Below are 12,191 nucleotides of genomic sequence, written 5' to 3'. Positions count from 1 at the left end.
GAGGTGACGCGTGGAGGTCATCAAGGACCACTTTGTGGTCATCGAGTACAGCGTGCGACTGGATGACGGCACCGTTCTCAAGGGGGGTGAGGAACCAGCCTCCATGAACTTTGCGGTGGGCTATGACCAGGTCCTGCCCGCCCTGGAAAGCCGGCTGCTGGGAAAAGAGGTGGGCGAAGAACTGAGCTTCACCATCCCGGCCCGCGAGGCCTTCGGAGAACGCGACCCGCAGCAGATCCGAAGGAAGTCTTTTGACGAGTTTCCCCAAGGCCGCAACCTGGAAGTGGGCAAGTGGGTGGTGGCCACCAATGACGTCCTCGGGGCTCAATACACCTATTACGTGCAGGAAAAGGACGCCGACGGCGTGGTGCTGGACTACAACCACCCCTTGGCCGGCAAGGACCTTCATTACCAGGTGAAGATCATGAGCGTGCGGCCGCTGGAGCCGGAAGAAATGGCGGAGCTTCGCCCCTGCAAGACGGGGGATGTGACCCCGCCGGGGGCCTTGGGATAGCCCGAAAACGCCAAACCTCCATTGGGGTCAAGGCCATTTCGCACACCTAACCGTACCCAAAACTGCCGAAATCGGCATTTCCGGACACGCCGTTCTGGGTGCCCGGTGGTGCCTTTTGAGCGCTCAGACAACCTTGTGGGGGCGGGGTCGGAACCCGCCCCCATTGCGGCGAGCCCATGCCGGCAGCCCAGAACCGCCTGATAGCCCCAAATTTCCGTCCGCACAAGAAGGAAAGAACCTGGGCATTCCGGGACAAACTCCCAGGGCTGTCTCCATACCGACTTCTAGCGGTCTCCGAGCACTTCCCTTTCTTGTTCTTCGTACCACCGACAGAAGGCCACGATGGCCCGGGCCCGGGTGTCTCGGCGAAGGATCCCCCGGCACAGATCCATCAGGTCCTTGTGATGCTGGCGGAAGCGCTCATCTTCCTTTTGCTCTTCGTAGAATTGGGCCAGAATCATTCCCGCCCGAATGGCCGACGAGCTCCTGATCTGCTCCCTCGGATCCTTGGGTTCCTGGAAGGGGTCCCACTTTTCATAACCCAGTCGCAGGATCCGCTGCTGGCCCCTCTTGGACATCTGCTCAAAGATGGCCCGCTTTCGACGCTCGTATTCTTCCTTGTCGTAATCCATGAGAAACAACCCCAATCTATTGCCAAAAGAGTTTGAGACGAATCTTTTTGAATTCCTGGGTGCTGAAAAGGATACGGTAGTCAACGAGGTCCACCGCACGGGCCAGACGATCGGCGATGGCCCGGCACTCGTCCTCGGATCGGCCGTGGATCATGGCGTACAGGTTGTAAGGCCATTGGGGGTGCGCCGGACGATGGTAGCAGTGGCTCACCTCCGGGCATCCGGCCAGGATGGCGCCCTTGGAGTCGATCTGCTCCGGATCGCAGCGCCAGACCACCATGCCGTTGGCACCGAAGCCCACTTCCCGGTGGTTGAGAACGGCCGCAAAGCGTCGGATCCAACCCCGCTGGCTCCAGGTTCGGATGACCCGCAACAGATCCGTTTCCTCCAGGCCCAATCGCCGCCCCCACTCATGGAAGGGGCGTTCCGTCATGGGGAGATCTTCCTGGATGCACCGAACGATCCCCACATTCTCCGGGGTGGCCTCAAAGGCGCGATGGGCATCCACCGGAGGGTTGAGGATTTCCGAGGCCGGAGCGTCCTCGGTTTCATCCAAAACGTCCAGCACCACCGCCAGCTTGTATTTCTTGAGCGCGGGCAAAATGATGAAGGGCCACCCGCCGGCTTGTTCCGCCAATCGGGCCACCACCCCCTCCAAGCTCTCGCCTGGAGGAACGGCCACCGTAAACCACATGTTGTAGGAGCCCGGTCGCAGGTAGTTGTGGCTCACGCCGGGATAGGCGTTGACAGCCCGAGCGGCCCGTTCCAGGGCATCCTCCGCAACGGCCATGGCCACCAGGCTGCTCGTGTAACCCAGCCCACCCGTATTGAAGATGGCACTGATCTGCCGGACCAGCCGCTCCCGCTTCATCCGTCCGATTCGCTCCAGCACTTCCTCTTCGCCCACACCCGTTCGTTGCCCCAAAACCGCAAACGGACGGGGTTCTAGCGGGAACGTCCTTTGAATCTGATCCAGCAATTGGCGATCCACCGCATCCAATGGGATCTCTCTCCTCAGCCACAGGGTTAAGAGGCCTTTCGGCTTTTACCGGCTCGCCAGCCATGATAAACACTTTCGATCCAATTCGCAAAAGAAACGCCCCCACAACACGGAGCCGTTCCCATGGACCTGCAAGTGCTGTTTTGCGCCTCGGAGGCAACCCCCTATGCCAAAACAGGCGGCCTGGCCGACGTGGCCGGCGCGCTCCCCAAGGCGCTGTCCCATCTGGGCTGCGACGTGCGCCTCCTGATCCCGCTCTATCCATCGGCCAAGGAAGCGGCCGCCTCCCTGGAACCCATTCAGGAATGGGTGCCCATCCCGATGGGCATCCACACCTACCACGTGCACCTCTGGAAGGCCGCAGGGTCCAACGGGCCCACCGTCTATTTCCTGGAAAAAGATGAATTCTACCACCGCCCCCACCTCTACGCCCATCCTCAGAGGGGCGACTACGAGGACAACGCCGAGCGTTTTCTCGCCTTGAGCCGCGCCATCTACCCACTCTGCCGTCACTTGGACTGGACGCCCCACATCCTCCACCTCCACGACTGGCAAACAGCCACCGCCGCGGCCTACCTTCACTTTCACTGGCGCCACGACCCGGCCTTCGCATCCACGCGGTCCCTTCTCACCATCCACAACCTGGGCTACCAGGGCCTCTTTCCCGGCAGCTTCTTCGGCCTTACCGGGCTGCCGCCCCAGGCCTTTTCCATGGAGGGCATGGAATTCTGGGGCCAGTGCAACTTCCTGAAAGCGGGCCTGGCCTACAGCCACGGGCTCACCACCGTGAGCCCCCGTTACAGTCGGGAAATTCAGCAACCCGAAAACGGTTTCGGGCTGGACGGGGTCTTGAGAAGTCGAAGCGCCCAGCTGCGGGGCATCCTGAACGGGATCGACACGAGCGTGTGGGATCCCCGAACGGACCCCCATCTCCCGGCCCATTTCGATGCCGAGCATCTTTCGGGCAAGGCCGAATGCAAAAGGCGGCTTCTGAGGGAGTTGGCATTCCCCGAAGAAGCGGAAAAGAAGGCGCTCTGCGTCATGATCAGCCGCCTGGTGGAACAAAAGGGCGTGGATCTCATCCTTCAGGCCCTGGAACCCATGATGGAACAGCCCCTGACCCTGGTCGTCCTGGGAACGGGGGATCCCCACCTGGAGCAGGCCCTCGTGGAAGCGGAAAAGGCCCACCCCGACCGGATCCGGGTACGGCTCACCTTCGATGAGCCTTTGGCCCACCGCCTGGAAGCGGGCGCAGACCTCTTCCTCATGCCCTCGCGCTACGAACCGTGCGGACTCAACCAGATGTACAGCCTTCGCTACGGCACCATCCCCGTGGTGGCCGCCGTGGGCGGTCTGGACGATACCATTGCCGACGTCCAGCAGCTCCCCCACACGGGTACCGGCTTCAAGTTCCACCGGCACACCTCGCACGACTTTCTGGCCGCTCTCCAGGCGGCTCTGAACCTTTACCAGGACCGGGAAAAGTGGCGGGAGCTACAAAGGCGGGCCATGGCTCAGGACTTCAGCTGGGCCCGGGCCGCCCGCGCCTATCTGGATCTCTACCGGGAGCTGGCAGCCCCGTGATGCCCTTTGACGGACGACCGTAGTTCGGGATGGATCCGGGCGGATTGCGGCAAGGGCCTCACCCGACAAGGCCTTCTAGCCTTTGGAGGCCTTTCTAACTCGTTGAAATTCCACGGTGCTCTGTGGCTCTTTGGGAGTTCGCAGGCAGCATCGTAGGAGCGGTTTGGAACCCGCTGCTGCACGGCCAGGTCCACAGCGCGGGCCCGCCCGGCAGCCCCAAACTTCCGTCCGTTTAAGAAGGGAGCAACCTAGGCGTTACCAGACAGCTTCCTGAGCTCACAGGGGTTTCCATGCGAACGGGCCAGCAGGGGTCCTGGACCTCGCGCCCAGCCCCATCACACCACCCGGATGGCGCCGTCACCGGCGCTTTCCACCGCGCCCACACGGGCCGCATGCTCCACGCCCGCAGCCCGCAGGTCGGAAAGAAGGGCCTCGACCTGGCTTTCGCCCACGGCGATCAGGAGCCCGCCCGACGTCTGGGCATCGGCCAGCAGGTCCAGCAACAAGGCATCCACGGCGCCATCCACCCGGACCCTCTGATCGCAAAACCGACGATTTTCGTAGGTGCCGGCCGGAATCATTCCCATGGAAGCGTAGTCCAGGATTTCCGGAAGGAGGGGGACGGTGGCGCTTTCGATGCGGAGCACCACGCGGCTCGCCCGCGCCATCTCCAGCGCGTGGCCCAACAGGCCGAATCCGGTGATATCCGTGGCCGCGTGCACGTCATAGCGCTCCATCACCTCCGCAGCGGCCCGGTTGAGCGTGGCCATGACCTCCACGCCGTAGGCGGCGGCCTCCGCGCTGGCCAGGCCGCCTTTGACGGCTGTGGCCAGCACACCGGTTCCCAGGGGCTTGGTGAGAATGAGCCCATCGCCGGGACGCGCCCCCGCGTTGGTGATCACCCGGTCCGGATGGACCACCCCCGTCACGGACAGACCGTACTTGAGTTCCAGGTCGTCCACGCTGTGGCCCCCCACCAGAACGGTCCCCGCTTCATGGATCGTTTCCAGCCCACCGCGCAGGATGTCCTTGAGCACCTCCATGGGAAACTTTTCCACGGGAAAACAGACGATGTTCATGGCGGTGAGGGCACGCCCCCCCATGGCATAGACGTCGCTCAGGGCATTGGCCGCCGCAATGCGCCCGAACTGGTAGGGATCGTCCACGATGGGCGTGAGAAAATCCACCGTCTGGATGAGCGCCAAGTCGTCTCGCACGCGGTACACGCCAGCGTCGTCGGCGCTGCCCCGGCCCACCAGCAGGTTGGGATCCGTCTCTTCCGGCAGACTGAGCAAGACCTGGTCCAGGTCCCCCGGACCGATTTTGGCCGCTCAGCCCGCCGCTCGAACGGAAGAGGCCAATTTCACTTCACCGGCTGCCATCACCATGCCTCCAGGAGTTTGACCCACAACAGCTGCTCCCCTTAAAACCATAAGCCATTCAGGTTGCATTGGAAGCCACGGGCTATGAGCGCCGCGGGGCATCCGGACCCCCGCAATTTCATGAAGTGGCCGGCAACACCCGATGGCCCAGGCGACGTCCGAAGTGTCCCGCAGCCCTCAGAGGCTGCGCCACGGGAAAGGAGACCCGGTTGCCCACACGCTCTGGAGGTGCGACCCCGTCGGATCGCCCCCACAAACGGTATCCACCGGGCGGTCGTAAATCCAGGAATTATTTTCAGACGCCCCCCAGCTCGCCTTCCCCGCTCATCCGTGCAGAACAATCTCCTGCAGAAAGAGCGTGGCCAGTCCCAGAAGGAAGAAGTACCCTCCCGTATCCGTCGCCGCCGTCACAAAGATGCTGGACCCCAAGGCCGGATCCAGCTTGAGTTTCCTCAAAGCGATGGGAACGAGGGCCCCCAGGGTTCCCGCCACGATCATATTTAAGATCAAGGCCATCCACATGATCCCGGCAAGCCACACGTTCCGGTGCCATGCGTAGGTGATGAGGGCCAAAACCAGGCCACAGAGTGCCCCGTTGCACCATCCCACGGCCGCCTGTCGCAGCACCACCTTCCAGGTCCCCTTGGTCTTGATCTCCCCCAAGGCAAGCGCACGCACCACCACCGTGAGTGACTGGGTGCCGGCGTTGCCGCCCAGGCCGGCCACCAGGGGCATGAGGGAAGCCAGCACCACGAACCGCGAAATGGTCTCCGAAAAGAGGCTCACCATGTAGGAAGCCACCAGGGCCGTTCCCAGGTTCACCAAGAGCCAAGGGGCCCGCAGCTTGACCGACCGGGGAATGGACGAGGTCACCTTGTCGTCGGTATCCAGGTTGGCCAGAAGGTACATGTCCTCGGTGGCCGCCTCGGTCATGACGTCGAAGATGTCGTCGTAGGTGATGATCCCCACCAGCCGGCCCTCGCCATCCACCACCGGCATGGCCAAAAAGTCGTAGTGGACCATCTCCTGGGCCACCTCTTCGATGTCCTGGTCCACATGCACCGAGATCACGTTCCGATACATGATGTCGTCCACCAGGCTGTCGGGGCGGGCCATGATGAGATCCCGCAAAGAGACAATGCCGATGAGGCGGCGGTGTGCGTCCACCACATAGGCATAGTAGATGGTTTCCTTCTTGGGGGCCTGCAGCCGAAGCTCGTCCAGGGCCTGGCGCACGGAGGTGTGGGCCCGCAGCAGCGCATAATCGGTGGTCATATAGGCACCGGCGCTGTCTTCCGGATAGGTGAGGAGCTTCAGCAGGTTCTGCCGCTCGGCCTGGATGAGAAGCGACAGGAGCCGCTCGCGAAAGCTTTCATCCAGTTCCTCCACCAGGTCCGCCCGTTCGTCCGGGCGCATGAGCGTAATGAGCCGCCCAAGGGTTTCTCGGCCCAAAAAGCTCAAGGCTTCCTTTTGAATCTCGAAGGGAAGGAACTCGAAGACCGCCAAGGCCCGCTCGGCACCGATGATCTCCACACACCGGGCCACCTCTTGCGGGGTCAGCTGCGCCAGCTTTTCGGCCGCGTCCGCCGGGTGGAGATGCTCAATGGACTGGAGCAGACTCTGCTCGTCCCCTCGCCGCACGCCATCGCGCAAGGGTTCCATTCCGTGGTTGTTCGCCTCCATGGTCCGCTCCTCGGGCATTCGGGGGATAGCAGAAAAAGCAACACATCCTTCTAACAGAACCCTCTTGCCTTTTCAATCGGCGTACCGAACGGCGCCTTCTGCCTCCGCCCCCATCGACCGGTCGTCCCGGCCCCTGTGCGACAAGCCTCCCTCGGCACCCGTTGGTGGGGTCGACATGGCCCGACAAGGGGAACGCGACCGGAGACCCTCAGCGCTAAAAAGGCTTGACAGAAAAAGATCGGTGCGGGTATCCGCTTGTGTGCAAGTAAAAGGTGTGCAAGACATCCACGGCCCCGCCGGGGCCCCCTTCCGTTCACCCCAAGGAGGCGTCATGACAGAACACAGGCAGGCCTATGAAGCGTTGGCCCAACACCTGGATCGGCTTCCGGCCGGATTTCCACGAACCCCCTCCGGTGTGGAGATGAAGATCCTGGAAAAGCTCTTCACCCCCGAAGAGGCGCAGCTGGCCACGCGCCTCACCATGAAACCCGAACCGGTGGAGGCGGTGGCCGAACGGGCGGGCATGCCCCCCGAGCAGTTGGGTCCCAAGCTGGAGGAGATGGCCCGAAAGGGTCTCATCTTCCGTCTGAGAAAGGGCGACCAGGTGCGCTACATGGCCGCCCAATTCCTGGTGGGCATCTGGGAGTACCACGTCAACTCCCTGGACGAAGAGCTCGTCCAACTCATGAACGAATACATCCCGGCCTTCTTCCAACACGCGTTGCAGCTCAAGACCCCGCAACTTCGCACCATCCCGCTTCCCAAGTCGATCACCCCGGAACAGCACGTGATGCCCTATGAGGAAGCGCGCAAGATCATTGAGGATCAGGAAAAGATCGTGGTGGCTCCGTGCATCTGCCGCAAGGAGCACACCCTGGTGGGCCACGGCTGTGGCCGGCCCTTGGAGACGTGTCTGGTCTTCGGCGGCGGCGCCCAGTATTACGAAGACAACGGCCTGGGGCGGCCCATCAGCAAGGAGGAGGCGCTGAAGATCCTGGATCTGGCCGAGGAGCATGCCCTGGTGCTGCAGCCTTCCAACGCCCAGAAGGTCATGAACATCTGTCTGTGCTGCGGCTGCTGCTGCCAGATTCTCAAGAACCTGAAGCGCATCCCCAATCCGGCCACGGTGGTCATGAGCAACTACTTTGCGCAGGTGGACTCCGAGGAGTGCATCGGCTGCGAAACCTGTGTGGACCGGTGCCAGATGGACGCCATCACCATGGAAGACGACCTGGCGGTGGTCAATACGGCCCGCTGTATTGGTTGCGGCGTGTGCGTTCCCACCTGCCCGCAGGAAGCCATCGCCCTGCGGGAAAAATCGGAGGAAGAAAAGCGGATCCCGCCCGCCCATCCGCTGGAGACATACAAGATGATCGCCATGGAACGCATGGCGGGCCTGCAACGATCGTCTTGACGAACCCTCCCGTGGCGGATCGATCTCAAAATCAAAGCCCCGCAGCACCATGCGCTGCGGGGCTTTGGCCTGTCTCACACGGAGCGGCTTCCCTCACAGGGGATAGACATTGCCCGATTCCAGGATGCGCCATCCCATGCGGGTTTCTCCCAGCAACAGGTTGATCTGCCAGCCCACCTTGCAGTGTTCGGAGATGATGCGGGGAACCTTCACCTCCAGAGGTCCCTCTTCCGTGGTCAGCCCGGAAAGGATCAGCATCCCCGGCCGAACTTCCTCCACCACAAAGTAGTCGTCCAGCTCGTCCGTCCACATGCGCGGCGGATGGGTCTGGGCGAAGTCATAAAGGAGCCGCGCCAGGCGCTCGGCCGCCGGCAGCTCCTTGGACGCCTGGGAGGCCAGTTCCATGGCCTTTCGAGCCTCCCCCTTGGGCGCGTAGTTGTTTTCCACCAGCCATTTCATGAGCTTTTTGGTGACGGTGCCCGCCGCGCGCAGCAGCGACTCGGACGCCATCACCTTGCGGATCATGAAGTAGGTGAGGAAAGTGCTCACCCCCGAGGGGATCTTTTCCGGGCCGAAGATGGAGCAGAAGGTCTGGTCCTTGTAATCCGCCAGACGGCGGTACAGCGTGTTTTCGCCGGGCGTGGGCAATTCCTGGTAGCCGTAAAGGTTCAGAGACGTCTGGAAGAGGGTGATGATCTCTTCGTAACGCTGGTAGGTCCGCGGCTTCAACCGCTCCCGTTGCTCCCTCAAGAATCGCTCAAAAATCCGATCAATGTTCGGCTGCGCAACCGTCGGGAAGGCGATGACGTTGTTTCTCACTTTCACTTTGCTGCTCATGCACTCCACCTGCTGTAACCATTTGGATTGGGTCTGCCGCTGCAGACCAGCCGCTTATACCTTGCTTCCGCAATAAGGGCAATACGCAAAAGAGGCCTCCAGTTCCCGCCCGCACCGATCACACCGGGGCGCCGTGGAAAAGGGCCGGGGCGGCTCCGCCGGAGGGGGCCCCAGGCCTTCTTCGGGCGCGGCCATGTGGCCGCACCGGTCGCAAACCACCAGGGGAGATCCCTTCTTGACCGGGAAGAGCGGGATGAAAAAGAGGCTCAGATAATGGTCGATGCGCTTCAGTCGCGCCTGGGCGAGCCCGCAGGCCGGGCACAGGCGCGGCGTCTCATCCAAAACCTTGGTCTTGGGCTGCACACCGCCGATGAAGAAAAACATACGTAGTACGACCTCCCGCTACACGTTGAAACGAAAATGGATGATGTCTCCGTCCTTTACCGGATAATCACGCCCTTCCAGCCGCACAAGTCCCTGCTTGCGGGCGGCCGCGTAATCCCCGCAGCGTTTCAGGTCCTCGTAACTCACCACCTCCGCCCGGATGAACCCCTTTTGGATGTCGCTGTGGATCACCCCAGCGGCCTCCACGGCCGGGATTCCCACGGGGACCGTCCAGGCCTTCACCTCGTCGTCTCCCACCGTGAAAAAGCTACCCAGGCCCAGTAGGCGGAAGGAACGGCCTATGACCCGATCCAGGGCCGATTCCGTGATTCCGAAGTCCTGGCGAAAGATGGCCGCATCCTCGTCGCCCAGCTGGGCCATCTCCATTTCCAGGCGCCCCCGGATCACCATGGCCTCGGGACTTCCTTCGGGAAGGGCCGGCATGGTTTCATCGTCATCGTCGTTGTTGACGACCACCAAAACGGGCTTGGCCGACAGGAAGGTGTAGCCTCTGAGCTCAGGGGCGCCCGCCAGCTCCGGGTCGCTCCGCAGGGGCTTTTCGGCGTTGAGCAACTCGGCGCACCGTTCCAGGAGAGCCACTTCCTTTTCCGAGGCCTTGCGCCCCTTTGCCTTTTCGGCGGCGATCCGCTCCAAGCGTTTTTCCACCGTGGCCAGATCCGCCAGCAGGAATTCGTCTTCCAGGGTTTGGACGTCCGCGGCCGGATCCGGCGCTCCCAGGACGGGGTCGTGGAAATTGCGCACCACCATGAGAAAGGCCGCCACGGGGCGCATGTGGGTCAAAAGGAGCGCCATGTATTCCTTTTTCTTGTCCGCCGCTCCCGGCATTCCCTGAAGGTCCAGGTAGGTCACTTGCGCCGGGGTCTTCTTCTTGGGCTGGTACAGGTCATTGAGCCATTCCAGCCGGTCGTCGGGGACGGACACGGCGCCCAGGACGGGAGCCGCCTGACCTCCCGTGGGTGCCGACTCCCCGCTTCGTTGGGTCAAGGCGTTGAAGATGGTGGTTTTACCGGCCCGGTTCAAGCCAACGATGCCGAGTTTCATGGAAGGCCTCCCCAATCACTTTCTTGATTCGCCTGCTGAATCCTATTCTAATGAAGCCATGGAAAGCAGGCCCATTCTAACACCCATGGATCCAAGATGGGACGAAACGCTCCGGGACCAGGCCCTGCGTCTTTCCCGCCGAAAGGCCCTCACCGGCCCGGAGCTACACCGGGAGCTGAAAGCCCTCTGGGGGGAAGCCGCCCGGAGCTCCACCGCTCCCAGCGAACCCACGTCCAGGGCCGGCTTGGGTCTCCTTGTCTGCCGGTGGCCGCCGGGGCATCCCCTGTCCCCCTGTCCGTCCTTCCTCTTTTTCAGCGGGATCCTCCCGGAAGGCCCCCGGCCCTGGCGCGCCCTTTTCAATTCCCGAAAGACCAAGGCCACACCCCGCAAGGCTCCCTGGCTGCAGGCCTTGCGAAGGGTCCTGACCCATCACGAGCACCGCCCGGGCACCTGGCTCGCCAGTTTGGGCACGGCCACCTACGATCTGGTCACCTGCTGGGCCCTTGCCAGAAAACGACCGTGCCTGGTGCTGGTGCCGCCCCACCGATCCCAGTCTTTCCAGCGGGCCTTCCGAGCCCATGGGCTGGAACGCCCAGCCCCAACGCTTCTGTGCTGCCTTCCCGGCCGCTCCCTGTGCCCCCCGGCCCAAGCCATGCAGTGCCGAGACCGGCTGCTGGCCGCCCTGGCCGACCGATGGATCCTTCTGGAGATCCGGCGAGCCGGCACCCTGGAGCGGACCCTGAGGCAAGAGCTGGCCCAGAGACCCCGGCCGGTGGAGCTTTGGATGCCCCCACAAGAAGATGCTGCCTCGGGCGGGGGCTTGGCTCTCCAGAGGGAATTTTCCGCCTGGGTTCGCCCCCACTTCCAACCCGCACCGGCCCAGCGGCGAAAGGCTTCGAAAAAAAGATCCCCGCCGGTGCTTGGCGCCCGGCCCAAGGTGGTGCCTGCCTGGACCCAGTACCTCTACCATTACACCCGGTCGCGACCGGGTCCCTGGCCGGGCCAAGGCCTTTGCCAGTGGGCGCGAGATCTTTTGGAAGACGCCCCCTGGGCCGACCACACCAGCCTGGACACGCTCTTGCGTATCCTCACCGAGGGCCGCCTCCGAAAAAGCGCCCATCTCATCCGCGGCGGCTACCCGGTGGTTTCCTGGACGGCCGTGCCGCCCGAGCAGCTGGCCCACATCAGCCGGTGGCACCCGGGTCTTATCCGATGGACCTTTGAGCCCTATGGAGTGGCCGTGCGGCGTCGGGCGCTCAAGGCGCTTGGAGCGCGTCCGGTTATCTACGCTCCTTCCCCCTGTTATGAAAGACTGCGGGAAGACGATCGTTTTCGCTTCCAGGTCCACGATCCACCGAAGAGAACGTGGAAGCTGGAACGGGAATGGCGCCTGCCGGGGGATCTGGACCTGCACGCCCTTTCCGCCGACGATTGGTTCGCCTTCGTTCCCACGAAAGACGATGCCGACCGACTGCGCCGGCACCTGAAACATCCGGTGACGATCCTGGCGCTCTCAGGCGCCTGACGAGCCAGGGGCATCTTCCCCGCTCCAATCAGCTCAGCCGGAAGACACTTGCCCCCGGCAAGGGCTCCCCTACCCATTGAGCCCTGTAGGGGCGGGTTCGGAATCGGCCCCTACGGCTGAAAGGCCGGCAGCACGGGCCCGGCCGGTCGCCCCAAGCTTCCGTTCGCACAAAAG

At 62.9% G+C, this 12,191-nt stretch carries 11 protein-coding genes; 4 read left to right on the top strand and 7 right to left on the bottom strand.

What is annotated here, in order from left to right; all coding sequences use genetic code 11:
• The first annotated feature begins 10 nt into the window (after nucleotides 1-10).
• Nucleotides 11-514 (top strand): FKBP-type peptidyl-prolyl cis-trans isomerase, encoded by a 504-nt coding sequence (locus B9A12_RS05590; protein WP_084056890.1) that lies wholly within the window; start codon nucleotides 11-13, stop codon nucleotides 512-514.
• Between the two features lie 284 nt (nucleotides 515-798).
• On the opposite strand, the gene B9A12_RS05585 is transcribed toward B9A12_RS05590, so the two are convergent.
• On the bottom strand, nucleotides 799-1,146 hold the full coding sequence (locus tag B9A12_RS05585; RefSeq protein ID WP_139796508.1) for a hypothetical protein: 348 nt from the start codon (nucleotides 1,144-1,146) through the stop codon (nucleotides 799-801).
• Between the two features lie 16 nt (nucleotides 1,147-1,162).
• Nucleotides 1,163-2,137, bottom strand: coding sequence for a siroheme decarboxylase subunit alpha (gene ahbA / locus B9A12_RS05580; RefSeq protein WP_245802361.1), 975 nt, complete (start codon nucleotides 2,135-2,137; stop codon nucleotides 1,163-1,165).
• Between the two features lie 132 nt (nucleotides 2,138-2,269).
• Here ahbA and glgA point away from each other — a divergent pair, with 132 nt between their 5' ends.
• Nucleotides 2,270-3,730: a glycogen synthase GlgA gene (gene glgA / locus B9A12_RS05575; protein WP_212636833.1), complete on the top strand. Its 1,461-nt coding sequence runs from the start codon at nucleotides 2,270-2,272 to the stop codon at nucleotides 3,728-3,730.
• Nucleotides 3,731-4,065: 335 nt separating this feature from the next.
• On the opposite strand, the gene selD is transcribed toward glgA, so the two are convergent.
• Entirely contained in the window at nucleotides 4,066-5,112 is a 1,047-nt protein-coding gene (gene selD / locus B9A12_RS05570) for a selenide, water dikinase SelD (RefSeq protein ID WP_084056953.1), read from the bottom strand.
• Nucleotides 5,113-5,436: 324 nt separating this feature from the next.
• Nucleotides 5,437-6,795, bottom strand: a complete 1,359-nt coding sequence (mgtE, locus tag B9A12_RS05565) for a magnesium transporter (RefSeq protein WP_170920369.1) — start codon at nucleotides 6,793-6,795, stop codon at nucleotides 5,437-5,439.
• 331 nt (nucleotides 6,796-7,126) lie between these two features.
• Here mgtE and B9A12_RS05560 point away from each other — a divergent pair, with 331 nt between their 5' ends.
• A complete protein-coding gene (locus B9A12_RS05560; RefSeq protein WP_084056886.1) occupies nucleotides 7,127-8,209 on the top strand; it encodes an ATP-binding protein in 1,083 nt (360 codons plus the stop codon).
• A gap of 93 nt (nucleotides 8,210-8,302) precedes the next feature.
• Here B9A12_RS05560 and B9A12_RS05555 read toward each other — a convergent pair whose 3' ends face one another.
• The 3 genes from B9A12_RS05555 to B9A12_RS05545 are packed head-to-tail and all read right to left on the bottom strand — an operon-like array spanning nucleotide 8,303 to nucleotide 10,492.
• On the bottom strand, nucleotides 8,303-9,046 hold the full coding sequence (locus B9A12_RS05555; RefSeq protein WP_084056885.1) for a hypothetical protein: 744 nt from the start codon (nucleotides 9,044-9,046) through the stop codon (nucleotides 8,303-8,305).
• 54 nt (nucleotides 9,047-9,100) lie between these two features.
• A complete protein-coding gene (locus tag B9A12_RS05550; RefSeq protein WP_084056884.1) occupies nucleotides 9,101-9,430 on the bottom strand; it encodes a zinc ribbon domain-containing protein in 330 nt (109 codons plus the stop codon).
• Nucleotides 9,431-9,448: 18 nt separating this feature from the next.
• Nucleotides 9,449-10,492, bottom strand: coding sequence for a redox-regulated ATPase YchF (locus tag B9A12_RS05545; protein ID WP_084056883.1), 1,044 nt, complete (start codon nucleotides 10,490-10,492; stop codon nucleotides 9,449-9,451).
• A gap of 85 nt (nucleotides 10,493-10,577) precedes the next feature.
• On the opposite strand from B9A12_RS05545, the gene B9A12_RS05540 reads away from it, so the two are divergent.
• Entirely contained in the window at nucleotides 10,578-12,017 is a 1,440-nt protein-coding gene (locus B9A12_RS05540) for a hypothetical protein (RefSeq protein WP_084056882.1), read from the top strand.
• Nucleotides 12,018-12,191: the final 174 nt, after the last annotated feature.

The organism is Desulfacinum hydrothermale DSM 13146 (assembly GCF_900176285.1).
GTDB lineage: Bacteria > Desulfobacterota > Syntrophobacteria > Syntrophobacterales > DSM-9756 > Desulfacinum > Desulfacinum hydrothermale.
Note: the sequence above shows the minus strand (reverse complement) of the source record. Positions and strands in the feature narration are given on the sequence as shown.

What these genes read in the sequence shown, in the direction of transcription:
- B9A12_RS05560 (WP_084056886.1), top strand. Translation starts at nt 7,127, where the DNA reads ATGACAGAACACAGGCAGGCCTATGAAGCGTTGGCCCAACACCTGGAT.
- B9A12_RS05550 (WP_084056884.1), bottom strand. Translation starts at nt 9,430, where the DNA reads ATGTTTTTCTTCATCGGCGGTGTGCAGCCCAAGACCAAGGTTTTGGAT.
- B9A12_RS05540 (WP_084056882.1), top strand. Translation starts at nt 10,578, where the DNA reads ATGGATCCAAGATGGGACGAAACGCTCCGGGACCAGGCCCTGCGTCTT.
- B9A12_RS05585 (WP_139796508.1), bottom strand. Translation starts at nt 1,146, where the DNA reads ATGGATTACGACAAGGAAGAATACGAGCGTCGAAAGCGGGCCATCTTT.
- B9A12_RS05555 (WP_084056885.1), bottom strand. Translation starts at nt 9,046, where the DNA reads ATGAGCAGCAAAGTGAAAGTGAGAAACAACGTCATCGCCTTCCCGACG.
- mgtE (WP_170920369.1), bottom strand. Translation starts at nt 6,795, where the DNA reads ATGGAGGCGAACAACCACGGAATGGAACCCTTGCGCGATGGCGTGCGG.
- glgA (WP_212636833.1), top strand. Translation starts at nt 2,270, where the DNA reads ATGGACCTGCAAGTGCTGTTTTGCGCCTCGGAGGCAACCCCCTATGCC.
- B9A12_RS05545 (WP_084056883.1), bottom strand. Translation starts at nt 10,492, where the DNA reads ATGAAACTCGGCATCGTTGGCTTGAACCGGGCCGGTAAAACCACCATC.